Source organism: Mesorhizobium sp. WSM4871 (assembly GCF_055811295.1).
On the sequence record NZ_JBVVPU010000002.1, the window covers coordinates 648,689 to 672,789 of the forward strand.

Sequence of the window (24,101 nt, forward strand, 5' to 3'; positions counted from 1 at the left end):
TCCCTCAACGTTCGCAACTGACGGCAGGCGTTCTGAGCGGCACGGTCATCTTGCAGCAAGGGTAATAGCCGCCCTTGTCGCGGTCGGACTGCCTGTAGAAGCAGAGCCCGACATCAACCGTGTCGCCAGGGTAATGGCCGGTGATGTTGACCGTGTAGGGGGAGCCGGGAGCATGCGAGAGGGGTGCGCTCACCCCGACGCCAGGCGTCCTCGACTGCGCCTTGATCGAATCGCCGCCAAAGCCTGATTGGTCATGGAGATAGAGATCGGCATCGAGGCCTGAGGGCGTGCAGAAATACCTGACATCCTCGACATCGAGACAGGGAGGCAGATTGCCGGGAGGCGGAAAATCCGGCGGATAGAAGGGCGGCAGATAGCCGCCGCCAGGCACCTCGTCGTAGTAGCCGGCACGGCCTTCGCAGGGGCGCCAGACCTCGACATCGCCAACATGGCCCTCGACTTCCGGGTCCTCGAAATAGCCGTCGAAATCGACGAACCAGGAGCCGAAAGGCGGCACATTGGCCGGCTTGACCAGCGGTGTCGGCGTGATCTGAACACCGTGTACGGCGAGCTGTTCGCCCAATGCCGGATTGTCGCGCAGTTTGTCGCCCGTGTTGACCAGCGTATCGGTGCAGACCGATGTGTCGAGATTGCCGTCGGCATCATAGCCATATTGCAGGTCGAGGCCGCCGGCCGATTGCCGGTTATCCTGCGGAAAGCCGACCGCATATTCCTGCGGCATTTCCACCCAGATCGATTCCGTCGCCGGATCGTCCGGGTTTTCTCTGTAGTAGCGGATGACCTCGCCTTCGCCGGAATCGGCGAACTGGCTGTAGTCGTAGCGGTTTTCGACCGGGCCGCGCTGCGCCAGATACATGAAGCCCCTGTTGTCGAAGGCGATGTCGGTGACGGCGTAGTCCTTGTCGGCCTTGACCGTCAGCTCCCAACGCGGATCGCCGGCGAAACTGCCGTCGCGGGCAATGCCCACCGACCAGATCTCGGCTTTTTCACTGAGCGAATAATAGAGCCGTCCGCCATGATAGGCGACGGACCAAACGCGGCGCTCGTCCTGCGTATAGCCCCATGTGCCGGGGTCTTCACTGTCGAAGGCGGCGCCCTGAATGTCCATCACCGAGCCGTCGTCGGCGACAGGGGCTAGCCCGTGCGCCGGGCGCCCGGCAACGCCATGGTCGAACGCGTCGACCGGCTCGCCATTGGCGTCGAGGCGGTGGATCAGGCCGGTGTCGAGGTCGGAGGCGAAGAACTGGCGGTGGATGGTGTCGAAACTGATGTCGCCGATGCCGGGACCGCTGTTGGCGTCGAGGTCGGCGAATTTGGAGACGGCGCCGGTGACGCCGTCGATCTTCCAGATCGTGCCCGGTCCGCCGCCATTTTCGGTGCCGAACTGGCCGTCCATGAAGGTGGCGCCGGCCACACCGCGGCGCTGGCGCTCGGGCCGCCCGTCATCATCGGCGTCCGGCGTGACGATGCGGATGCCGTGCAGCGAAGTGGCGCCGGCATAGACGTTGGGAATGCCTGATGGAACGCCATCACGCGCGCCGTCGTCATAGGTGATGGCGAACACCTGGCCGATCTGCCCGGCGGTCGCCTCGAAAGGCGGCGGCGTGTAGACGAGTTGGCCCGAAGCCGGCCCGCCAAGCCCTGAAACGTCGAAAACGCGCAAGGTGGCGCGCGCCGGATCGACGAAGGTCTCGTCGACCGGATCGATACCTGGCGGCAGGCCCTCCTCGAAATCGGGGATGATGGTGCCGGAAAATCCGGTCACCGCCATCGAGCCCGGATGGATGATCTGCGTTTCCTGCGCCCGGGCGACAGCGCCAAGCCACAGGCTGGCGGCGGCGATCGTCAGGAAAGCGCTGGCTTTATGCATGGCGCGGCGCAAGCGGCCGGCGGGCACGAAGGTGCCGTATTCGCAAGACATTGAGTTCCCCCCGCTGGCTGCGGGAGAAACATCCGGCCTGACCGCGCAAATCAGGGCAAGGCGCGGGCTTCCGGCACGTTTTTCCCTGATCGAATTGCCTGCTTTCCCCACGATACGCCTGCACCTCGGCAGGGTCAACGCAAGCAGCGGAAAGCCCAGCGCATCGACCTCGTCCCGAAAGCGGTGGCCGCGCCGAGCCCCTGTTGCTCCCGCAAACCGTGGAACCTCTGGTTTTCCAGTCATCGGGCTGTCCTTTCCGGGCCGCGCCATGCGGCGCCTGAGCGTCAGTCGCGGACGGACGCGGAAAGGTTCATGGGGATGCTGTAGCAAAGGGTGATTGACGCCTTGCGCAGAGTGCTTGCGCGTTGCGCAGCCTGTTCTTATATACGCGCCAAGCCGTTCAGCGCCGGAATGCCGGTTGCTGGGAACGGAATTTCTTGTGAACAGGGGCTTTCGTCGGAACGCCTTACGGGTCCTGAGAGCCTGCTTAGCGGAGAGACTAGAAAAATGGCAAAAGTTATCGGTATCGATCTGGGAACGACCAACTCCTGTATCGCCATCATGGATGGCAAGGAGCCGAAGGTCATCGAGAATGCGGAAGGCGCGCGCACCACCCCTTCCATCGTCGCCATCAACAGCGACGGCGAGCGCCTTGTCGGCCAGCCGGCCAAGCGCCAGGCGGTCACCAATCCTGAAAACACCATCTTTGCGGTCAAGCGCCTGATCGGCCGCCGCTATGACGATCCGGTGACGGAAAAGGACAAGAAGCTTGTCCCCTACAAGATCGTCAAGGGCGACAACGGCGATGCCTGGGTCGAGGCCGGCGGCAAGAAGCAGTCGCCCAGCCAGATCTCGGCGATGATCCTGCAGAAGATGAAGGAAACGGCGGAGGCCTATCTCGGCGAGAAAGTCGAGAAGGCGGTCATCACCGTTCCGGCCTATTTCAACGACGCCCAGCGCCAGGCAACCAAGGACGCCGGCAAGATCGCCGGCCTCGAAGTGCTGCGCATCATCAACGAGCCGACCGCGGCTGCCCTTGCCTATGGCCTCGACAAGAAGGAAGGCAAGACCATCGCCGTCTATGACCTTGGCGGCGGTACGTTCGATATTTCGGTGCTGGAGATCGGCGACGGCGTCTTCGAGGTGAAGTCGACCAACGGCGACACCTTCCTCGGCGGCGAGGATTTCGACATGCGCCTGGTCGAATATCTGGCGGCCGAGTTCAAGAAGGAACAAGGCATCGACCTGAAGAACGACAAGCTGGCGCTGCAGCGCCTCAAGGAAGCGGCTGAAAAGGCCAAGATCGAGCTGTCGTCGACCACGCAGACCGAGATCAACCTGCCCTTCATCACCGCCGACGCCACCGGCCCCAAGCACCTGACGCTGAAGCTGACCCGGGCGAAGTTCGAAAGCCTGGTCGAGGATCTTGTCCAGCGCACCATCGAGCCCTGCAAGGCGGCGCTCAAGGATGCCGGACTGAAGGCCGGCGAAATCGATGAGGTCGTCCTGGTCGGCGGCATGACCCGCATGCCCAAGATCCAGGAGATCGTGAAGCAGTTCTTCGGCAAGGAGCCGCACAAGGGCGTCAACCCGGATGAGGTCGTCGCACTGGGCGCCGCCATCCAGGCCGGCGTGCTGCAGGGCGACGTCAAGGACGTGCTGCTGCTCGACGTGACGCCGCTGTCGCTCGGGATCGAGACGCTCGGTGGCGTGTTCACGCGCCTCATCGAGCGCAACACGACGATCCCGACCAAGAAGAGCCAGGTGTTCTCGACGGCGGAAGACAGCCAGTCTGCCGTGACCATCCGCGTCTTCCAGGGCGAGCGCGAAATGGCCGCCGACAACAAGGCGCTCGGCCAGTTCGACCTGGTCGGCATTCCGCCGGCGCCGCGCGGCGTGCCGCAGATCGAGGTCACTTTCGACATCGACGCCAACGGCATTGTCAACGTCTCGGCCAAGGACAAGGGCACCGGCAAGGAGCACCAGATCCGCATCCAGGCGTCCGGTGGCCTCTCCGACGCCGACATCGAGAAGATGGTGAAGGACGCCGAGGCCAATGCCGAGGCCGACAAGAAGCGGCGCGGGCTGGTCGAGGCCCGCAACCAGGCTGAAGCGCTGGCGCATTCCTCGGAGAAGTCGCTGAAGGAGTACGGCGACAAGGTTCCCGAGGCCGACCGCACGGCGATCGCCGATGCGATCGCGGCGCTGAAGACGGCTGCCGAAGGCGACGACGCGGCCGAGATCGAGGCCAAGACGCAGGCGCTCGCCGAAGTCTCGATGAAGCTCGGCCAGGCCATGTACGAGGCTTCGCAGAAGGAAGCCGCGGAAGCCGACGCCAAGGCGGATGCCGCCAAGGACTCGGACGTGGTCGATGCCGATTTCGAGGAAATCGACGAGGACGACGACAAGAAGAAGTCGGCCTGAGCCGTCTGACGGCGAATAGAGCGAAAAGCCCGGCGCACAGCCGGGCTTTTTTGCAACCCTCGCCGAAAAAGTGCAGGCCTTGTCGAAAAAATGCGGGCAACCCCTTCTCGACACTGGCATCCCGGCGCCATCGCACCTAAATCGAAGCAACGTGCCGGCAAAAGATACGAACAATGCCCCAAGACATTGAGCATCCGGACAGCGGGAAAAGATGAAAGCTGATTTCTACGAAACGCTGGGCGTGCAAAAGGGCGCCGACGACAAGGAGCTCAAGAGCGCTTTCCGCAAGCTCGCCATGCAGTTCCACCCCGATCGCAACCCCGGCGACCATTCCTGCGAGCACAAGTTCAAGGAAATCAACGAGGCCTACGAGACGCTGAAGGACCCGCAGAAGCGCGCGGCCTATGATCGCTTCGGCCACGCCGCCTTCGAACAGGGCGGCATGAATGGCGGGGCGCAGGGCTTTGGAGCCGGCGGCTTCGCCGACATCTTCGAGGATATTTTCGGCGACATGATGGGCGGGCGCCAGCGTCGCTCGTCGGGCGGGCGCGAGCGCGGCGCCGACTTGCGCTACAATATGGAAATCACGCTGGAAGAGGCATTTGCCGGCAAGACCGCGCAAATCCACGTGCCGGCCTCGATCTCTTGCACGGAATGTTCCGGCAGCGGCGCCAAGCCGGGCACCCAGCCGGTCACCTGCTCGATGTGCAACGGCCATGGCAAGGTGCGCGCCACGCAAGGCTTCTTCTCGATCGAGCGTACTTGCCCGCAATGCCAGGGGCGCGGCCAGACCATCAAGGACCCGTGTCCGAAATGCGCCGGCCAGGGGCGCGTCACCGAGGAGCGCTCGCTGTCGGTCAACATCCCGGCCGGTATCGAGGACGGCACCCGCATCCGGCTCGCCAATGAGGGCGAGGCCGGCCTGCGCGGCGGCCCGTCCGGCGATCTCTATATTTTCCTCGCTGTCAAGCCGCACGAGTTCTTCCAGCGCGACGGCGCCGATCTCTATTGCAAGGTGCCGATCTCGATGACGACGGCCGCCCTTGGCGGCTCCTTCGAAGTGGCGACGCTGGATGGCACACAGACGAAGGTGAAGGTGCCCGAAGGCACCCAGAACGGCCGCCAGTTCCGCCTCAAGGGCAAGGGCATGCCGGTGCTGCGCCAGCCGAATGTCGGCGATCTCTACATCCAGACCGCGGTCGAGACGCCGCAGAACCTGTCGCGCCGCCAGCGCGAACTGCTGGAAGAATTCGAGCAGCTTTCCTCGCAGGACAATTCGCCCCAGTCGAGCGGCTTTTTCGCCCGCATGAAGGACTTTTTCGAAACCTTCGGCGAGCGCTGAAGCAATTCAAGCGGGCAAGGTGTAGAATAGAGCTGCTCGCAAGGCTTGCTCGACTTGCTTGATGCATGTCGTTATCGCACAACCGCCGCGCACTTTTGCGCGACATGCCTTAGCGTCATCAACACCTTATGCGGGCATTCGCCTTGCCTTGGACTGCTTAACTGCTAAGTAGCGTCCCGGGGGAGCGTTCAGGAGAACTTGCATGGCACGTGGTCCCGGATTGCGAAAAGCGCTGGCGGAAAAGTTCGACGACGAACTGAAATTCTTCAAGGGCTGGATCGACAAGCCGAAGGCGGTCGGTTCGATCGTGCCGACCAGTTCCATCACCGCCCGCAAGATGGCTTCGATCGTCAATCCCAAATCCGGCCTGCCGGTACTCGAAGTCGGGCCTGGAACCGGCGTCATCACCCGCGCCATCCTGGAGCAGGGCGTAAAGCCAGAAAATCTCTACGCGGTCGAATATTCCACCGATTTCGTGCGCCATCTGCGCCGGCTCTATCCCGGCGTCAATGTCATCGAGGGCGATGCCTTCAATCTCGACGCCACGCTTGGCGACAGACGCGACATGGTGTTCGATTCAGTCGTCTCCGGCGTGCCACTGCTCAATTTTCCGATCGCCCAGCGCATCGCCTATATCGAAAGCCTGCTCGACCGCATCCCCGAAGGCCGCCCGGTCGTGCAACTGACCTATGGCCCGCTGTCGCCGATCCCGCCCGGCCGCGGCGACTATACGGTGAAGCATTTCGACTTCATCATCCGCAACATCCCGCCGACGCAGCTATGGATCTACCGGCGCGGGGTGGATTAACTCAAAATCCGCTCCTGTTGAACGACCGAGTTCGACTGTTGCGGTAAGCTGTCCACCACATCGACCGCCTACCTATCGGAGGAGAAAGAAGATGTGGGTAATCTGGAACGGAGTGACAGTAGCGTGGGAGCTGGAGTGGTTTGACAAAAAAGATGAAAAACTGAGCGGTAGCATCTTCCTGAAGGACTTCTGTGAAGAGGACATGCGTCCGGTTCTGCTTGTTGATGATCAGTCCCTTTGCGGAGTTTACTACCCGATAGATGAGGCTCGTGCCGCACGCTTGCACGAATTGGCCGGCACTGCGATCGACCTTGGCAAGTATGACTAGGGGCGGCTGACACCGGGTTGACCGAACCAGACACGTCCGTCGATCCGAGTGATTACCCCGAAACTGAGGTGTGGTACCCGGCTCCGCGATTTCTTCCGGAGGCGTTCAAGGATGCCGTGGAAGTCATCCCTAAACGCAAGGTCACATGAAAGGTCGATTGTCCCATCGGGTCCGCTTTTTCGGGCTGATGCGTTGATTTGAGCGATCCTTGGCTGTACCTGTCCGGGACAAGGTTGGCCAATGGCAGTGATCCCGAAAATTCTCGTCTTCGCCGGCTCGGTTCGATCAGGCGCCTATAGCGGCAGGACCGCCGATGTGGCGCAGAAGGAACTTGCCATGCAGGGCGCCGAGGTGAGCCGCATCTCGCTCGCCGACTATCCGCTGCCGATCCTGGACGAGGATCTGGAAAAGGAAAAGGGCATCCCTGAAAACGCCATGAAGCTCGGCCGGCTGATCGCCGCCCATGACGGCGTGCTGATCGCGACGCCCGAATATAATGGCTCCATCCCGCCGCTGCTCAAGAACAGCATCGACTGGGTGAGCCGGGCGCGCCGGGATGGCAGCCGCTCGTTCAGGCCGCTTGCCGGCAAGGTCGCTGGCCTGTGCTCGTCTTCCAAAGGAAACTTCGCCGGGATACGCTGCATCAACCATCTGCGCGCCGTGCTGGTGCGTTGCCAGATGGAAGTGGTGACGCCGGAGTGCTCGGTGCCGGAGGGCGGCAACGCCTTCGACGAGGCCGGGAATTTCAAGGACGAAAGACTGCACAAATCGATGGAGCACCTATGCCGCACGCTGATCGAAACCTCGCGCATGCTGTCCAGCCGGATCGAGGCGTGATCCACGCCGAAGACGCTTTGCGTGCCGGCACCATGCAGGACAGGCTGATCGTCGGCCTCGACGTGCCGACGCTGAAGGAAGCCGAAAAGGTGGTGCGTGAGCTCGACGGCGTCGTTTCCTTCTACAAGATCGGCTATCAGCTCGCCTTCGCCGGCGGGCTGGATTTCGCCCGCGAACTCGCCAGCGGCGGCACCAGGATCTTCCTCGACATGAAGCTGCTCGACATCGACAACACGGTGGCCAAGGGCGTCGAGGCAATCGCCAAGATGGGCATGACCATGCTGACGCTGCATGCCTATCCCAAGACGATGCGGGCGGCGGTCGAGGCCGCCAGGGGCAGCGATCTCTGCCTGCTGGCCGTCACCGTTTTGACCTCGATGGACGAGCAGGACGTGATCGACGCCGGCTATGAATACGACCCGCATACGCTGGTGCTGAGACGTTCCGAACAGGCGCTGCATGCCGGCATGGGCGGCATCGTCTGCTCGGCCGAGGAAGCGGAAGCGGTGCGCCGGATCGTCGGGCCCAACATGGCCGTGGTGACGCCGGGCATACGGCCCAAGGGCAGCGACCATGGCGACCAGAAACGCGTGGTGACGCCGGCACAGGCGATCCGCAACGGCTCAAGCCATCTCGTCGTCGGCCGGCCGATCGTCGGCGCGGCCGACAGGCGCGCGGTCGCGGAAGCCATCTTGGCCGAGATGCGCTCAGCTTAAGGGCCAGTTCTGAAACTCTACTCCGGCGGCCATCTGGCGGCGTTTTCTGTGCTTCCGGTGCTAACGTACTTTAAGTACGCTCCGCTCCGGTTCTCGAAACCACCACCAGCCAGCTCGCCGGAGCGACTTTCAAAACCGGCCCTTGCCGTATAGACGGAAAATCAAGGAGAAAAACATGCCCAAGGGATATTGGATCGCCCGCGTCGATGTGCGCGACGCCGAAGGCTACAAGGATTATGTCGCCGCCGCCAAGCTCGCCTTCGACCGCTTCGACGTGAAATTCCTGGCGCGCGGCGGCGAGCATGAAAAGGCCGAGGGCCCTGGCCGCGCACGCAATGTGATCATCGAGTTTCCGTCGCTCGCCGACGCGCATGACTGCTACCACTCGCCGGAATATCAGCGCGCCGTCTCCATCCGCCAGAAGGTCGCCGATGGCGAGATCGTGCTGGTCGAGGGGCTTTAGGGCCTGTTCGATCGAACCGGGGGCACAACCGCCGCGGCGGTCAGACCGAATGCAGGATGTAGAGCTTCCGCGTTTTCTCGTGGATGGTCCATTCGCCCTCCCAGCCAAGTGGCAGGACAAGCAATTCGCCGGGTCCGACATCTTTAGCCGCGCCGTCAGGGCCGTGCAGCGTCACACGGTGAAGTGGCCCTGCGAACATTCCCAGACACCGACTTGATCTTGTCTTCATCCGAAGCCCAGAGGGTGTTGGTTGACGGCAATCGGTATGTGGCCGGCGCACGACCCATCGAGCAATCGACGCCCAAGTCCGAATAGCTTCGTCGAATAATTGCGAGGCCGAAAGATCGACATTGACATGCAGGTATTTACCTGCATATTGGCTTCACAACAGAGTGAGGCCGATGGACGCCGACAAGGTTTTCAAAGCGCTGGGCGACCCGACACGCAGAAGGCTGCTCGACCTTCTTTGTGAGAAGAACGGGCAGACGCTCGGCCAGCTTTGCGAGAACCTGGACATGGCAAGGCAGTCCGCCACCCAGCACATCGACCTGCTGGAGGCGGCCAACCTGGTGAGCACGGTCAAGCGTGGCCGCGAGAAGCTGCACTTCATCAACCCGGTGCCGCTGCACGACATCTACGAGCGCTGGGTGCGGAAATTCGAACGGCAGCGGCTCAGCCTGCTGCACGACCTGAAGCAAGAACTCGAAGGAGACGACCAATGACCAGAGAGACGACCAGCTTTGTCTACGTGACCTATATCCGCTCGACGCCGCAAAAAGTGTTCGAGGCCATAACCAGGCCCGATATCGCACGGCGCTACTGGGGCCACGAGAACGTCTCCGACTGGAAGGCGGGATCGAAATGGGAACATATCCGCGCCAATGACGAGCGCACCGTCGAACTGGTCGGCAAGGTCGTCGAAATCTCGCCCCCGACCCGTCTCGTGATGACCTGGGCGAACGCCTCGCAGGCCGACGATCCGTCGAAATACAGCCGGGTGACGTTCGGCATCGAGGAGTACGACACCATGGTGCGGCTGACCGTCACCCATGACGAACTCGAAGCCGGCAGCGGCATGGCGAAAGGCATCAGCCAAGGCTGGCCGGCGGTGCTGTCGAGCATGAAATCCTTCCTCGAAACCGGCAGCGGCATCGACATTTTCGCCAAGCCGAAATCGGCGTAGCCCCAGCGGGAGAATGACAATGACCAAGCGCTATACCGGTGGATGCGCATGCGGCGCGATCCGTTATGAAACAGGCGGCGAGCCGATCTTCCAGAACCACTGCCAATGCCTCGATTGCCAGAAACGCAGCGGCACCGGGCACGGATCTTATCTGACCTTGTCGCAGCGCACCGCTGCGACAATTACGGGCGAAGCGAGAACCTGGCGGATAATGAGCGACAGCGGGAATGAAAAAGTCCACGCCTTCTGCCCGACCTGTGGAACGCCGGTTTACCTGACGTTCCCCGCCACGCCGGACGCGATAGCAATCCACGCGGCCAGCCTTGACGATCCGGGCCAGTTCCAACCGCAAGCGCTTACATACAGCATCCGCGGCCACGCCTGGGACACGATGGACCCCCTATTGCAGACATTCGAGCGAATGCCGCAGGGATAGGGGCCGCCCAGCCGGGAATTTCGGCGTTCAACCGATCAGCCGGTTCGCAGCGGTTTCGGCCATCGCGTCGGCGAGGCCCATGTCCCATTGCTTGCGGCAATAGGCGCGGAAATCGAAGCAGGGCAGGCCGGGGCAGACTTCGAACTCGATGAGATGGATCGTGTCGTCGGCCTCGACCCTGAAATCGATGGAAAACACGTCGCGCAGGCCAAGCCCGGTCATCAGCCTTTGCGCGATCCGGCGTATCCTGGTGTCAGCGACAGGCTGGCTGTCGGCGACCTGCTGCAGCACCGGCTCGGCGTAGGTTCCCGCCGCCCTCGCAGCGTTGCCGGTGTCGCCGTACAGCGCCAGGCTATCCGCCATGGTCTGGAAATCGCCGCCCGAATCGACAAAGGCGATGCCGAGCGCTTCGATGCCGGTGTCCGGCTTCAGACCGAGAAAGCTTGCGCGCACATTGCGCCCGGCGACATAGGGCTGCACGACGACACCGTCGCCATAGGCGGCAAAGACGCGCCGGCTGAGTTCCAGTACGTGACCGAGATCGCTGCTGCGCGAATCCGCCCAGATGCCGATCTTGGCGCCGAGCCGGTTCGGCTTGACGAACCAGCCGGCCGGCGAGGCCGGCGGCTCGACCACCCATTGGCCGTCACGGGCGAGGCCCGCCTGCGGCACCGGCAGGCCGAGGGCGCCAAGCACGGCGCCGGCGCGGAACTTGTCCTGGCAGAGCGCAAACAGCGCATCGTCGGCGCCTATCACCTTGAGGCCGTTCAGCCGCGCCAGAGCAGGTGCGGCGCCGCCACGGAAATAGGCGATGCCGTCGGTCAGCGTCCAGACCAGCGTCGCCCTGGGGTCCTCGCCGGCGAGCGCGCCCGCGGCATCGTCGAGCGCCACCGGGGCAAAGGACAGGCCGCGCTTCAGGCAGGCCGCCGTCAACGCGTCCAATTCGGGCGCCATATCGGTCGACTGCGCCAGATAAGAGGCGATCTCGGCGGCGCGTTCCGGCAGATGGCCATCGGCGACCAGCCGGTCGATGCAGGCCTTTTCCGGCTCGTAGACGAGGATCAGCTTCGGCTTGCGGCTTGACATGGGGTGAGCGATTCCTGGCGGCGCGATCGCCTACCATCGCATGGCCAATGTATCAGGCTTTCGCTGAACCGACACCGGCCGGACGCCCGCACGACAGCGTGGTCATGCTCAAGCGATCAGCACGCGCGGCTCGAGGCGGCCGTTTACCGGGATGTCGAGCAGAAAGGTCATGCCGCCCTGGAGGTCCAGCAGGCGCTGCTTCTCACTCTTGCCCGACCAGGCGGAGGTGACCGCCAGCCGGTCGGCATTCCGGCCGACAAAGGCCGGGCAGGACGGCTGCGTCACCGGCATGGCGACCGTACGAACGAGCTTGCCGTCGGGCGCGTAGGCCTCGATGACGCTGCCGCCCCAGCAGGCGTTCCACAATATGCCGTCACGGTCGAACACCGAGCCGTCGATATAGCCCTTTGCCGAGCGGTGATCGACGAAGACCTTCGGCTCGCCAACCGGCAGCCCGGTTGCCGGATCGCAGCCGACGCGCATTAGCAGGCCGGTGCTGGTGTCGGTGTAATGGGCGATCGTGCCATCCCCGGAAAAACAGATCGAGTTCGACACCGTGATGCCGGAATAGAGTTGCCGCAACTCGCCCTTGAAAAACCAGTAGATCGAGCCGGCGCCCTTCTCCTCGCCCTTGCCCATCGTGCCGACCCAGAAGGCGCCGCATGGGTGGACGCGGGAATCGTTCGAGCGGGTGACAGCATTGTCGGCCTCGATCGGCGTGTGCAGCGTCAGCTTGCCGGTCGCGATATCGCGGACAAAGAGGCCGGTCTCGGTGGCGATCAACTGGCGCTGCCCGTCGATGATGGCGATGGCGCTCGCCATCTGGCCAAGGTCGTGGGCGGTGGTCGCACCACCGGACAAGCTTTTTTCCAGAAGCTGGCCGTTGACGATATCGAACCAGTAGAGCGTATCGGTGGCCGGGTCGTAGCTCGGCCCCTCGCCTAGCTGGCAGACATGATCGGAAAAGACGGAAACGATGGTCTCGGTCATGGCGCTGCTCCAAATGCCGCATCCCAGGCCGCGACGGAGGCCCGCGCCCGCGTCGCCACCTCATCGACGCTCATGCCAGGCTTGAACAGGCTTGAGCCGAGGCCGAAGATGCTGACGCCGGCTGCCTTGTAGCCGGCAAAGTCCTTTTCCGAGACACCGCCAACCGCGCCGACCAGCGTCCTGGAGGGCAAGACCGCGCGCATCGCCGCTATGCCGGCGGCGCCAAGCACGCTGGCCGGGAAGAATTTCAGCGCCGAGGCACCGAGCCGGATGGCCTGGAACGCCTCGGTAGGCGTGAACACGCCGGGCATCGTCACCATGCCGTACTTCATTGCGCGGGCCATCACTTCAGCGTCGATGTTGGGGCTGACCAGCAGACGCCCGCCAGCCTTGTGCAAGCCATCAACATCGGCTGGGGTCAGTACCGTGCCAGCGCCGACCACGGCCGCCGGGGGAAGGGCCTTGACGATGCTGGCGATCGAGACAAAGGGCTCAGGCGAATTGAGCGGCACTTCGATGGCTTCAATACCAGCCTCGAAAACCGCCTGACCGACGGCCACAGCCTCATCCGGCCTGAGGCCGCGCAGAATGGCGACAAGGCCGCGCCCAAGCTTCGGAAAAGGTGCGGTCTCGGTCATGCGGCGACTCCATTTGCGGCGATCATGCCATTTTCACGCGCCGCCTCGACCAGGCCGGCGCGCACTGCCTCGTCGGCATCGACGGTCCTGATTTCAAGCCCGGCGAGGGCGAGCGCTTGGGCATAGAGCGCGCCGAGCCCGCCGGACGCGATCAGCACGATCGGTTCGGCGCTCTTCCCATAGCGGCGGTTGGCCGAGGCGATCTCGCCGCCGATCAGCAGACCGGACAGGCAAGCGGCGGCATCGTCGGCTTTCAGGTCCTGCAGCAGGCCGGTGGCGCGGATCGCAAACAGTCTCGATGTGACATCGCCGCCTTCGCCCAGCGCGCGCTCGCACCAGCGCCGGAAGAACGGATTGTCCGAAGTGACCGGGCTGGGCTGCTCGCCCAGCGAATGGCGCAGGATCGAATGCGCCGCCAGCACCGAATAAAGCTCGCCGGTCGGCCAGGTGCCGAAACCGGCGACGGCACCGTCCTCGACGACGACCCATTTCGAATGAGTGCCCGGCATACAGACGAGATGGCGGCCCTTTGCCGGCAAACCGGCGCCGGCAAGCTGCGTTTCCTCGCCGCGCATGACGTCAGGTGCGTCGGCGTCGCGCTGGGCAAGGCCCGGCACGATGCGGATGTCGCGGCGCTGGCCGGGAATGCGGGTTGCCTCCGCCAGGATGGCGCCGATCGGCGCCGGCACGGTGACGTAAGGCGCCTCCAGCCAGCCCTGGCGCGAGCCGGCCATGCCACAGATGATGACTGGCAGCGACGCCGGGGCGCCCATGGCGGCGAGGTGGCCTTCGAGCACGGTCGAAAAGCCCTTTTCGCGCGCGGTGATCAGCCCGTCATCGCCACGGCGTTCGGCAAGCGCCGTGCCGGCACCGTCAAGCAGCCAGGCCCTGAGACGGGTGGTGCCCCAGTCGACCGCCGCGACCGCCGGAGCGTTGCCCGCAGTCCCTGGACTCACAGATAACCCCCGTCGACGATCAGCGTCTGCGCCGTCAGCATGCGCGAGGCATCCGAGGCCAGGAACAGCACCGTGCCGACGAGGTCGTCGGCCTGCATGACGTCCTTGATGCATTGTTTGGCGACATGGGCGGCGAGCCTTTCTTCAGTGACCCACAGCTCTCTCTGCCGCTCGGTGATCACCCAGCCCGGCGCAACGGCGTTGACGCGGATGCGGTCGGCGCCAAGATTGCCGGCAAGACCCTTGGTCAGGCCGATAATGCCGGCCTTGGCGGCGGTATAGGCCGGCATGTCGGGGAAATTCATCAGAAACGATGTCGACGTGAAGTTGATGATCGATCCGCCGCCGGCCCGCTTCATGCCTGGCACCACCGCCTGCGCGGTGAAGAAATGCGGACGTAGATTGACCGCGTGATTGTTGTCCCAGAATTCCACGGTGACGTCTTCGACGGCGTGGCGATCGTCAAGGGCGGCATTGTTGACCAGCACGGTGACATCGCCATGCGCCTCAACCGCCTCGGCGACTGCGGCGCGCAGCGCCTCGATGTCGCGCAGATCGGCCTTGAGATAGAGCGGCCGCCGGCCGAGCTCCCTTTCGATGCGGTCGGCCAGTGCCGTGCTCGGACGCTCGGCGATGTCGATGAAGGCAACCTTCGCGCCCTGGCGGGCAAAACCTTCGGTCAAGGCGGCGCCGATGCCGGAACCACCGCCGGTGATCAGCACCGAAGCCCCTTCAAGGTCAACAAAACGCGCCGATGGCATCATTTTTCTCTCCCGATCCAGGCCCTGTCCGGCCGGCGCGCATCCTATCCAGCCAGGTCGGGGGAGCAAGGGCGAAAAAGCAGATTCGCTGACATGTTTTCCTGCAAGTCGTTTTCGCAAAACCGCTGCGCACCCTCGGGTCAAGCCCGTGGGCAGGCTTTTGCGCGACATGCATCAAGTCTGACAGGGATCGTCGCGCCGCGGCGGCGGCGCCGCCGGTCGTCAGGCCACTGTTGCGCGCATGTCGCTGCGGAACGAATTCCTGATATAGGCGAGTGTGGCGTCGGCATCGGCCGGCCGGCCGAACAGGAACCCCTGCCCGCCGGCGCAGCCGAACTGAACGAGACGCCGGGCCTGCGCCTCCTCTTCGATACCCTCGGCGACCACATCCATGCCGAGCCCTTCGCACATGGCCAGGATTGCCCGGATAATGTGTTCCGACGGGCGATCGTCGAGAATGGAGGCGACGAAGGCGCGGTCGATCTTGAGCTTGTCGAAATGGAATTCGCGCAGCCGCCCGAGCGAGGACTGGCCGGTGCCGAAATCATCAAGCGAGACACGGATGCCGACGCGGCGCAGGTCCTCGACGATCTTCTCGGCGGACGCCGGATCGTTCATCAGGCCGGTTTCGGTGATCTCGATCTCCAGCCGGCGCGGATCGAAGCCGGTGCGGTCGAGGATCGACAATATGTGCAGGCCGGTGTTCTGGTCGACGAGCTGGGAGGGCGACAGGTTGAAGGACAGGAACAGGTCTTTCGGCCAGCTCCTGGCCGCCTCGGCGGCCTTGCGCAACACAAGCTGCGACAGGGGGCCGATGATGCCGCGTTCTTCGGCGATCGGGATGAAAACCGTCGGCGAGACCGAACCCAGGTCGCGATCGGTCCAGCGCGCCAGCGTCTCGAAGCCGACGGCGCGGCGGGTCCTGAGATCGACGATCGGCTGGAAATACGGCTCGACCTCGCCGGCCGAAACCGCGCGGCGCAGCGCCTGCTCGATGCGGGTGACGCGCTTGGCCGCCTCTTCCATTTCCCGGCTGTAGACGACGACCCGCCCGCGGCCCGAACGCTTGGCATGATAGAGCGCCGTCTCGGCCTTTCTGACCAGAATCTCGGTGGTCTCGTCGCCCGAATAGAACAGCGAGCAGCCGACCGAGGCCGAAAGCCTGGCGGTGCGTTCGCCGACATCGTAGGGCGCCGAGAGTATCTCGATCAGCATGCGCGCTCTTGCGGCGACCGCCTCTTCGCTGAACACCATCGGATAGAGAAAGGCGTATTCGTCGGCGCCGATGCGGCAGACGGTGGAGTAGCTGTCCATCGAAGCGCGCAGCCGCATGGCCACCTGGACCAGTATGTCGTCGCCGGCCTTGTGTCCGAACAGGTCGTTGATCGGCTTGAAGCCGTCGAGATCGAGGATGCCGACGGCGAAGGGCGCGGGGTCGTCGGCGCGGTCGCCGATCAGGCGGTCGACCTTGTCGAAGAAGCGGCGATGATTGCCCAGCCCGGTCAGCGGATCGGTGAAGGCCTGATCCGTGCTGTCCCTGCCTGTCTGCCCGGTGCCAAACGGAGTTTGCATCGGTGTCCCTGTCTTTCAAGCCGGAATGAATTCCGACACTGGCGGCAAACACTGGCAGCAAACCGTTTAGGAAAGGTATCCCTGCGCCAAGCGAAGCGTGCGTCATATGGGCTCTGGCCAATTGGCAGAAGGCGCCAAGTTCCGTATATCGCTCTCGATGCATCGGCCCGATCTTCGGAAAGCGCGATGCATGGATTCAAAGCCTTGGAGACCTGCCGTGAAGTTGAAAGTCGCCGTCCAGATGGACCACGTCTCCACCGTCTCGATTGCCGGCGATACCTCGTTCGCGCTGTCGCTGGAAGCGCAGCGGCGCGGCCATCAGCTGTTTCACTACACGCCCGACCGGCTGTCCATGCGCGACGGCAAGGTGTTCGCGCGCATCGAGGAGCTGAAAGTCCGCGACGAGAAGGGCAACCACTATTCGCTGGGCGAGAAGGTGCGCACCGACCTGTCCGAGATGGATGTCATCCTGCTCAGGCAGGATCCGCCTTTCGACATGAACTACATCACGACGACGCATATCCTCGAACGCATCCATCCCAGGACATTGGTCGTCAACGACCCGGCCTGGGTGCGCAACAGCCCGGAAAAGATATTCGTCACCGAATTTCCCGACCTGATGCCGGAAACGCTGATCACCAAGGATCCCCTGGAAGTCGCCGCCTTCCGCAAGGAGTTCGGCGACATCATCGTCAAGCCGCTCTACGGCAATGGCGGCGCCGGCATCTTCCATCTGCACGAGGCCGACCGTAACCTCGCCTCGCTGCTTGAAATGTTCGGCCAGATGTTTCGCGAACCCTATATCGTGCAGCGCTATCTCAAGGACGTGCGCAAGGGCGACAAGCGGATCATCCTGATCGACGGCGAGGCGGTCGGCGCCATCAACCGCGTGCCGGCCGAGCACGATTCGCGCTCCAACATGCATGTCGGCGGCCGCGCCGAGAAAACCGAATTGACCAAGCGCGAGCGCGAAATCTGCGCGCGCATCGGTCCGTCGCTGAAAGAGCGCGGTTTCATCCTGGTCGGCATCGACGTCATCGGCGACTACATGACCGAGATCAACGTGACCTCGCCGACCGGCTTGCGCGAGGTCCTGCGTTTTGGCGGCGCCGATATCGCTGGACTGTTCTGGGATTGTGTCGAGGGCAAGCGGAAGTAATTGCTCTTGCGCCGCCGAACGCGTCGCTCAGTTGTTCCCGTAATGTTCTTGCCTAAGACGGAAATCTGTGGTTGTCTGCGGTGACGCCGTTCGCGGCATGATCGCATGGGCTTCGGGCAAGCCGGTATCCGGGGGCAGATTAGAATGGTGGCGCGGGTTCGCACGGTCGCTTTCCAGGGCATCGAGGCCGTGCCGGTCGACGTGCAGGTGATGATCGCGCCGGGCAAGGTCGGCATGCATATTGTCGGCCTGGCCGACAAGGCGGTGGCCGAAAGCCGCGAGCGGGTGCAGGCGGCGTTGCATGCCTCCGGCCTGTCGATGCCGTCGAAGAAGGTGACGGTCAATCTGGCGCCGGCCGATCTGCCCAAGGAAGGCAGCCATTACGATCTGCCGATCGCGCTTGGCTTGATGGCGGCACTCGGCGCCATTCCGGGCGACATGCTGGCCGGCTATGTCGTGCTTGGTGAACTGTCGCTCGACGGCACCATCGCCGCGGTGGCCGGCGCGCTGCCGGCGGCGATCGGCGCCAATGCCGAGGGCAAGGGCCTGATCTGCCCGTTCGCCTGCGGGCCGGAAGCGGCCTGGGCCGGCAAGGAGTTCGACATATTGGCGCCGCGCAGCCTGATCGCGATTGCCAACCATTTTCGCGGCACGCAGGTGCTGTCGAGGCCCGAAGCCGGCATCAAGCTGGCGCCGCGCGACCTGCCCGACCTCTCCGATATCAAGGGCCAGGAGAGCGCCAAGCGGGCGCTCGAAGTGGCGGCGGCCGGCGGACACAATCTGCTGATGGTCGGCCCGCCAGGCTCGGGTAAATCGATGCTGGCGCAGCGGCTGCCGTCGATCCTGCCGCCGCTGGCGCCGAAGGAACTTCTGGAGGTCTCGATGATCGCCTCGGTCGCCGGCGAGCTCGGCGAGGGCAAGCTGACCGACCGGCGGCCATTCCGCGCCCCGCATCATTCAGCCTCGATGGCGGCGATGGTCGGCGGTGGCTTGCGCGTGCGGCCGGGCGAGGCCTCGCTTGCCCATCATGGCGTGCTGTTCCTCGACGAATTCCCGGAATTCTCGCCGCAGACGCTCGACGCGCTGCGCCAGCCGCTGGAGACCGGCGACTGCATGATCGCGCGCGCCAACCACCGCGTCACCTATCCGGCGCGCATCCAGCTGGTCGCGGCGATGAACCCGTGCCGCTGCGGCATGGCCGGCGAGCCCGGCTATCGCTGCCTGCGCGGCGACCGCTGCCGCACCGACTACCAGGCGCGCATCTCCGGCCCGCTGCTCGACCGCATCGATCTCAGGATCGAGGTGCCGGCGGTCTCGGCCGGCGATCTGATCCGGCCGGACCGGGCGGAGAAAAGCGCCGATGTGGCGTTGCGCGTGGCGCGCGCCCGCACGCTCCAGCGCGAACGTTTCGAACGGCTTGGCGTCACCTCCGCCACCACCAACGCGCATTGCTCGCCTTCGGTCATCGAGGAGATCGCGATGCCGGATGCATCGGGCCTGTCGCTGCTTAGGGATGCCAGCGAAAAGCTCGGCTTTTCCGCCCGCGCCTATCACCGCGTACTGAAGGTGGCGCGCACGCTGGCCGATCTCGACGCCAGCGAGGCGGTCGGGCGGATTCATCTGGCCGAGGCGATCTCCTACCGGATGAGCTCGGAGCGGATGGCGCAGGCAGCGTGAGCTCCCTCCCCCTTGAGGGGAGGGTGGCCGCGAAGCGGCCGGGTGGGGTCCTGCGTAAGGTGCGCCAACGCCCATTCTGACTATGCGCCTCGGGAAGAACATGGCAACGCAATCGGGTCGTTTTGAAATTCGGAAACGCCGAGGTGACCCTCGGCGACCCCACCCGGCCCTTCGGGCCACCCTCCCCTCGAGGGGGAGGGGAACCTCAGCCCGCCTGCTCTTTCGCTTTCAGTTCCAACCGCCGCGCGTGCAGCACCGGCTCGGTGTAGCCGTTGGGCTGGACGCGGCCCTTGAACACCAGGTCGCAGGCGGCGAGGAAGGCGATGGAGCTGTCGAAATCCGGCGCCATCGGCCGGTAGAGTGGGTCGCCTTGGTTCTGGCGATCGACAATGGCCGCCATGCGCCGCATCGTCTCCATTACTTGATCCTCGGTGCAGACGCCGTGATGCAGCCAGTTGGCGATGTGCTGCGAGGAGATGCGCAGCGTGGCGCGGTCTTCCATCAGGCCGACATCATGGATGTCTGGCACTTTCGAACAGCCGACGCCCTGGTCGATCCAGCGCACGACATAGCCCAGAATGCCTTGCGCATTGTTGTCGAGCTCGGCCTGGATGTCGGCCGGCGACCAGTTCGGCCGCACCGCCACCGGCACAGAGAGGATGTCGTCGAGCCTGGCCTTGGGCCGGTTCTTCAGCGCCGCCTGGACGGCCTGCACATCGACCTTGTGATAATGCGTGGCATGCAGCGTCGCCGCCGTCGGCGACGGCACCCAGGCGGTGTTTGCGCCGGCGTTGGGGTGGGCGATCTTCTGTTCCAGCATCGCCGCCATCAGGTCCGGCATCGCCCACATGCCCTTGCCGATCTGGGCGTGGCCGGCCAGCCCGCATTCCAAGCCCGTGTCGACATTCCAGGCTTCGTAGGCGGCAATCCAGGCGGCCTGCTTCATGTCACCCTTGCGGATCATCGGGCCGGCTTCCATCGAAGTGTGGATCTCGTCGCCGGTGCGGTCTAGGAAGCCGGTGTTGATGAAGACGACGCGGTCTTTTGCCGTGCGGATCGCCTCCTTGAGATTGACGGTGGTGCGCCGCTCCTCGTCCATGATGCCCATCTTGATGGTATTGCTGGCCATGCCGAGCAGCGCCTCGACGCGGTCGAAGATCTCGACGGCGAAGGCGACTTCCTCCGGTCCGTGCATCTTGGGCTTCACGACATACATCGAGCCCGCGCGGGAATTCATCCGCCGCCCCTTCGGCCCGACATCGTGCAATGCGATCAGCGCCGTCATGGCCGCATCCATGATGCCTTCCGGCACCTCGTTGCCGTCGCGGTCAAGAATCGCCGGATTGGTCATGAGGTGGCCGACATTGCGCACCAGCATCAGCGAGCGGCCGGGCAGCGTGAGTGCGCCACCATCGGGCGCGGTGTAGGCGCGGTCGGGATTGAGCTTGCGGGTAAAAGTCTTGCCGGCCTTGGTGATCTCTTCCGCCAGGTCGCCCTTCATCAGGCCGAGCCAGTTGCGGTAGACCACGACCTTGTCCTGCGCATCCACCGCCGCGACCGAATCCTCGCAGTCCTGGATGGTGGTCAGCGCCGATTCCAGCACGACATCGGCAATCCCAGCCGGATCGGTGCGGCCGATCTGGTTGGCGCGGTCGATGACGATCTCGATGTGCAGCCCGTTCCTGACCAGCAGGACAGCATCGGGATTGGCGGCATCGCCGCGATAGCCGGCAAATTGCCTGGGGTCGGCCAGCGTGCTGGCGCCCGCGCCCTCGCCCAGCCGCAGCATGCCATTGGCGATCGAAAGCCCGTTCACCCCCGCCCATTTGCCCGAGGTGAGCGGCACCGCCTCATCGAGGAAATTCTTCGCCCAGGCGATGACCTTCGCGCCGCGCGCGGGGTTGAAGCCCTTGCCCTTTTCGGCGCCTTCGGTCTCGGGGATGGCGTCGGTGCCGTAAAGCGCGTCATAGAGCGAGCCCCAGCGGGCATTGGCGGCGTTCAGCGCATAGCGCGCATTCATCACCGGCACGACGAGCTGCGGCCCGGCAACCCGGGCGATCTCCGGATCGACATTGCCGGTGGCGACCGAGAAGGCCGGCCCTTCCGGCACGAGATAGCCGATCTCCTTCAGGAAGGACTTGTAGGCTTCCATGTCGACCGGGGCGCCATTGTCGCGGTACCAGCCGTCGAGCTTTTCCTGCATGGCGTCGCGCTTTTCCAGCAGCGCCCGGTTCTTCGGCGCTAAATCGCTAACGATGGCAGCAAAGCCGGCCCAGAAGGCGTCCGCCTCGATGCCGGTCCCCGGCAGCGCTTCGTTGGCGACGAAGTCGTGCAATTCGCGGGCAATCCGCAATCCGGCGATCTCGATGCGATCGGTCATCAGGGCTTCTCCAGGCGAAGGCTTTGCGCGCCTTTGGCATGTTGGGCCGGCAGGGTCAATTCAGCTTAGGGTGAAGGGGTGGATTTTGGGGCGCCAATCTCCCCCCTCGAGGGGGAGATGGCCGGCAGGCCAGAGGGGGTCGGTCCGACCGGGCTCGACCTTTCACGCCGGGCCCGGCCTCCTGCGATAGAAAGAATAGCGCTCCACGCGAGACGACCCCCTCTGTCGCCTTCGGCGACATCTCCCCCTCGAGGGGGGAGATTACGTGCTCACACCGCAATCCTCGGCCTTCCCGACGCCACCGCCACGACATGCGCCTCGATGAACATGCGCTGCCCCTCGACCGTCGAGACGCTGAACTCGCTGGCGATTTCGATCTCGGCGCTGTCGGTGCCGGCATCTTTCGCCCGCCCGGCGGCGAGCGCGCGGACATCGGCCTCGGCCGCCGCGATCGCTGTGGCCTCGTCGAGAAAATCGCGCACCGTCTCCCCCGACGAAACGCGGAACAGCCCTTCCTTGGGCTGACTGACGCGGGCCTCGGCCGAGACGCGGACCTGGCCGACGACGGCGCCGAGCGCGTTGGCGACGTCGGTATCCTCGGGCACGACGCAGTCATTGCCGACCAGTTCGGCGAGGCCGGCATAATGCAGCGGCGCCGAGGCGCCGAGGCCGATGACCGGACGGTCGAGCGCGACGCTGAGCCGGGCGATGCCGGGGTGTGCATCGACGGCGCGCTGCACCAGCGCATGCGCCACGGTGGCGGCGCCATCCAGCCCGTCCTCGGCGAAGGCGGTTTCGAGGATGTATTCGGCCGACCAGCGCGTCAGCGTCAGCAGCACCCGTTCCGAGATCGCCTCCGGCGTGGCGGCGATGAACTGGCCGCGGCCGTCGCGCTTGCGCATGAATAGCTCGGCGCCGAGCCGGGCGGTCGCCGCATCCCAGTTGGCCTGCTTGCCCAGCACGTGGGCGGCATCCGAAGGGGTGAAGCCTGAAATATGCACCAGGCCGCGCGACACCAGCCGGTTCAGGGTGGCGTTCTGGGCGTTCGAGGTGAGCAGCCTGTCCAGCGCCAGCGGCACGCTGCCGATCGTCTCGTAGAGCCGCGCTTCCGGCGCGGTGAGGCCGGCGGCGAGCCGCTCCGGCACGCCGGTGCGCAGGGCGAAGCGGCCATCCATGCGGCCGGGATTCGGCGCGCGCAGCTGGCGCTCCAGTTCAGAGGTGACGGCCTCGCCATGCACCATGCCGGCCAGCGCCAGCGGCACCAGGCGGCGCGGTCCGAGCAGGATTTTCGGATTGAGCGCGCCATCCTCCAGCGCCACTTCGGAATCGCCACCGAGGCCAAAGGTGCGCATGGCCACCGCCTCGACCATGGTGCGGAAGCCGCCGACCGTGGCGCCTTCCGGATCGAGCCGGGGACGGCCCTGATCGAGCACGGCGACGTCGGTGGTGGTGCCGCCGATGTCGGAGACCACCGCATTGTCGAGCCCGGTCATGTGGCGGGCGCCGACCAGGCTGGCGGCCGGGCCTGAAAGAATGGTCTCGATCGGCCGCTGGCGGGCAAAGGCCGCCGAGACCAGCGCGCCGTCGCCGCGCACCACCATCAACGGGGCGGCGATCTTGCGGGCGGCCAAAAACCCTTCGGTCGCCGCCACCAGCCGGTCGATCATCGAGATCAGCCGGGCGTTGAGCAGCGTGGTGAGCGCCCGGCGCGGGCCCCCGAGCTTGGCCGACAATTCGTGGCTGGCGGTGACCGGCAGGCCGGTCTTGTCGCGGATGAGTTCACGGGCAGCGATCTCATGCGCCGGGTTGCGCGTAGCGAAATAGGCGCAGACGGCGAAGCCCGACACCGAGGCGCCGAGCTCCGGCAGTGCGGCCTCCAGCCCGGCGAGGTCGAGCTTTGCCGCATTGCCGTGGACATCATGGCCGCCGGGGCAAAACACGACCGGGTCGGTGCCGAGTGCCGCCTTCAGCCCGTCGCGGGCGAGGTCGCCCTCGGAAAAACCGATCATCACCAGCGCCACGCGCCCGCCCTGCCCTTCGACCAGCGCGTTGGTGGCGAGCGTCGTCGACATCGACACCAGTTTGATCGCGGCCGGATCGGTGGCGGATTTCTCCAGCACCGCATCGACCGCACCCGATATGCCGACCGCCAGATCATGGCGCGTGGTCAGCGCCTTGGCCTTGGCCAGCACCTTGCCCTGGGGACCGCCGGCTTCCGACCACAGCACGGCATCGGTGTAGGTGCCGCCGGTGTCGATGCCGAGGAACAAAGGCGAGGGTTTGGGCTTGGCGGTCATTGGCTGGTCCGGCGAATTTCGTCCCCGCCCCTTAGCCGATACGGAACGGCGGATAAAGGCAAGAGAGATGGGCCAAGAAGAGGTGATCTCCCCCCTTGCGGGGGAG

22 protein-coding genes are annotated in these 24,101 nt (G+C 64.7%); 12 read left to right on the top strand and 10 right to left on the bottom strand.

Features of this window, described 5'->3' with window-relative positions; all coding sequences use genetic code 11:
- Nucleotides 1–4: 4 nt before the first annotated feature.
- Nucleotides 5–1,942, bottom strand: a complete 1,938-nt coding sequence (locus AC0L2H_RS06505) for a hypothetical protein (protein ID WP_473589428.1) — start codon at nucleotides 1,940–1,942, stop codon at nucleotides 5–7.
- A gap of 507 nt (nucleotides 1,943–2,449) precedes the next feature.
- On the opposite strand from AC0L2H_RS06505, the gene dnaK reads away from it, so the two are divergent.
- The 7 genes from dnaK (at nucleotide 2,450) to AC0L2H_RS06540 (ending at nucleotide 8,860) form a co-directional block, all read left to right on the top strand.
- Nucleotides 2,450–4,366, top strand: coding sequence for a molecular chaperone DnaK (gene dnaK / locus AC0L2H_RS06510; RefSeq protein WP_473589429.1), 1,917 nt, complete (start codon nucleotides 2,450–2,452; stop codon nucleotides 4,364–4,366).
- Nucleotides 4,367–4,577: 211 nt separating this feature from the next.
- Nucleotides 4,578–5,708: a molecular chaperone DnaJ gene (gene dnaJ, locus AC0L2H_RS06515; protein WP_473589430.1), complete on the top strand. Its 1,131-nt coding sequence runs from the start codon at nucleotides 4,578–4,580 to the stop codon at nucleotides 5,706–5,708.
- A gap of 202 nt (nucleotides 5,709–5,910) precedes the next feature.
- Nucleotides 5,911–6,516 carry a phospholipid N-methyltransferase PmtA gene (gene pmtA / locus AC0L2H_RS06520; RefSeq protein ID WP_473589431.1) on the top strand — a complete coding sequence of 202 codons (606 nt, stop codon included), beginning with the start codon at nucleotides 5,911–5,913 and terminating at the stop codon, nucleotides 6,514–6,516.
- Nucleotides 6,517–6,607: 91 nt separating this feature from the next.
- On the top strand, nucleotides 6,608–6,844 hold the full coding sequence (locus tag AC0L2H_RS06525) for a DUF7683 domain-containing protein (RefSeq protein ID WP_473589432.1): 237 nt from the start codon (nucleotides 6,608–6,610) through the stop codon (nucleotides 6,842–6,844).
- 240 nt (nucleotides 6,845–7,084) lie between these two features.
- Nucleotides 7,085–7,681 (top strand): NADPH-dependent FMN reductase, encoded by a 597-nt coding sequence (locus tag AC0L2H_RS06530; protein WP_473589433.1) that lies wholly within the window; start codon nucleotides 7,085–7,087, stop codon nucleotides 7,679–7,681.
- A gap of 32 nt (nucleotides 7,682–7,713) precedes the next feature.
- Entirely contained in the window at nucleotides 7,714–8,397 is a 684-nt protein-coding gene (pyrF, locus tag AC0L2H_RS06535; RefSeq protein WP_473589479.1) for an orotidine-5'-phosphate decarboxylase, read from the top strand.
- A gap of 175 nt (nucleotides 8,398–8,572) precedes the next feature.
- Complete coding sequence (locus tag AC0L2H_RS06540) at nucleotides 8,573–8,860, top strand: DUF1330 domain-containing protein (protein ID WP_473589434.1); 288 nt, start codon at nucleotides 8,573–8,575, stop codon at nucleotides 8,858–8,860.
- A 40-nt stretch (nucleotides 8,861–8,900) separates the two neighbouring features.
- Here AC0L2H_RS06540 and AC0L2H_RS06545 read toward each other — a convergent pair whose 3' ends face one another.
- Complete coding sequence (locus tag AC0L2H_RS06545) at nucleotides 8,901–9,059, bottom strand: hypothetical protein (protein ID WP_473589435.1); 159 nt, start codon at nucleotides 9,057–9,059, stop codon at nucleotides 8,901–8,903.
- A 202-nt stretch (nucleotides 9,060–9,261) separates the two neighbouring features.
- On the opposite strand from AC0L2H_RS06545, the gene AC0L2H_RS06550 reads away from it, so the two are divergent.
- Genes AC0L2H_RS06550 through AC0L2H_RS06560 form a run of 3 tightly spaced genes read left to right on the top strand, consistent with a single transcriptional unit; the run spans nucleotide 9,262 to nucleotide 10,479 of the window.
- Nucleotides 9,262–9,582, top strand: a complete 321-nt coding sequence (locus AC0L2H_RS06550) for an ArsR/SmtB family transcription factor (protein ID WP_473589436.1) — start codon at nucleotides 9,262–9,264, stop codon at nucleotides 9,580–9,582.
- A complete protein-coding gene (locus AC0L2H_RS06555) occupies nucleotides 9,579–10,043 on the top strand; it encodes an SRPBCC family protein (RefSeq protein WP_473589437.1) in 465 nt (154 codons plus the stop codon). The genes AC0L2H_RS06550 and AC0L2H_RS06555 overlap by 4 nt, the downstream gene beginning before the upstream one ends.
- 19 nt (nucleotides 10,044–10,062) lie before the next feature.
- Nucleotides 10,063–10,479, top strand: coding sequence for a GFA family protein (locus AC0L2H_RS06560; RefSeq protein ID WP_473589438.1), 417 nt, complete (start codon nucleotides 10,063–10,065; stop codon nucleotides 10,477–10,479).
- A gap of 27 nt (nucleotides 10,480–10,506) precedes the next feature.
- On the opposite strand, the gene AC0L2H_RS06565 is transcribed toward AC0L2H_RS06560, so the two are convergent.
- The 6 genes from AC0L2H_RS06565 to AC0L2H_RS06590 all read right to left on the bottom strand — a co-directional run bounded on the left by AC0L2H_RS06565 (nucleotide 10,507) and on the right by AC0L2H_RS06590 (nucleotide 16,482).
- Nucleotides 10,507–11,565, bottom strand: coding sequence for a D-alanine--D-alanine ligase family protein (locus AC0L2H_RS06565; RefSeq protein ID WP_473589439.1), 1,059 nt, complete (start codon nucleotides 11,563–11,565; stop codon nucleotides 10,507–10,509).
- A gap of 108 nt (nucleotides 11,566–11,673) precedes the next feature.
- On the bottom strand, nucleotides 11,674–12,555 hold the full coding sequence (locus tag AC0L2H_RS06570) for an SMP-30/gluconolactonase/LRE family protein (RefSeq protein WP_473589440.1): 882 nt from the start codon (nucleotides 12,553–12,555) through the stop codon (nucleotides 11,674–11,676).
- The gene (locus AC0L2H_RS06575) at nucleotides 12,552–13,193 is read right to left on the bottom strand and encodes a 2-dehydro-3-deoxy-6-phosphogalactonate aldolase (RefSeq protein WP_473589441.1); all 642 of its coding nucleotides are present in this window, start codon (nucleotides 13,191–13,193) and stop codon (nucleotides 12,552–12,554) included. Before AC0L2H_RS06575 ends, AC0L2H_RS06570 begins: the two co-directional genes overlap by 4 nt.
- Complete coding sequence (locus AC0L2H_RS06580; protein WP_473589442.1) at nucleotides 13,190–14,149, bottom strand: 2-dehydro-3-deoxygalactonokinase; 960 nt, start codon at nucleotides 14,147–14,149, stop codon at nucleotides 13,190–13,192. The genes AC0L2H_RS06575 and AC0L2H_RS06580 overlap by 4 nt, the downstream gene beginning before the upstream one ends.
- Nucleotides 14,146–14,913 carry an SDR family NAD(P)-dependent oxidoreductase gene (locus tag AC0L2H_RS06585; protein WP_473589443.1) on the bottom strand — a complete coding sequence of 256 codons (768 nt, stop codon included), beginning with the start codon at nucleotides 14,911–14,913 and terminating at the stop codon, nucleotides 14,146–14,148. The genes AC0L2H_RS06580 and AC0L2H_RS06585 overlap by 4 nt, the downstream gene beginning before the upstream one ends.
- A 219-nt stretch (nucleotides 14,914–15,132) precedes the next feature.
- A complete protein-coding gene (locus AC0L2H_RS06590; protein ID WP_473589444.1) occupies nucleotides 15,133–16,482 on the bottom strand; it encodes a putative bifunctional diguanylate cyclase/phosphodiesterase in 1,350 nt (449 codons plus the stop codon).
- Nucleotides 16,483–16,699: 217 nt separating this feature from the next.
- On the opposite strand from AC0L2H_RS06590, the gene gshB reads away from it, so the two are divergent.
- Complete coding sequence (gene gshB / locus AC0L2H_RS06595) at nucleotides 16,700–17,641, top strand: glutathione synthase (RefSeq protein ID WP_473589445.1); 942 nt, start codon at nucleotides 16,700–16,702, stop codon at nucleotides 17,639–17,641.
- 144 nt (nucleotides 17,642–17,785) lie between these two features.
- Complete coding sequence (locus AC0L2H_RS06600) at nucleotides 17,786–19,318, top strand: YifB family Mg chelatase-like AAA ATPase (RefSeq protein ID WP_473589446.1); 1,533 nt, start codon at nucleotides 17,786–17,788, stop codon at nucleotides 19,316–19,318.
- Between the two features lie 205 nt (nucleotides 19,319–19,523).
- On the opposite strand, the gene AC0L2H_RS06605 is transcribed toward AC0L2H_RS06600, so the two are convergent.
- Together AC0L2H_RS06605 and AC0L2H_RS06610 are read right to left on the bottom strand one after the other, a co-directional pair.
- Nucleotides 19,524–21,698, bottom strand: a complete 2,175-nt coding sequence (locus AC0L2H_RS06605) for a malate synthase G (protein WP_473589447.1) — start codon at nucleotides 21,696–21,698, stop codon at nucleotides 19,524–19,526.
- Between the two features lie 269 nt (nucleotides 21,699–21,967).
- Nucleotides 21,968–23,995, bottom strand: a complete 2,028-nt coding sequence (locus AC0L2H_RS06610; RefSeq protein ID WP_473589448.1) for a hydantoinase/oxoprolinase N-terminal domain-containing protein — start codon at nucleotides 23,993–23,995, stop codon at nucleotides 21,968–21,970.
- Between the last annotated feature and the right edge of the window lie 106 nt (nucleotides 23,996–24,101).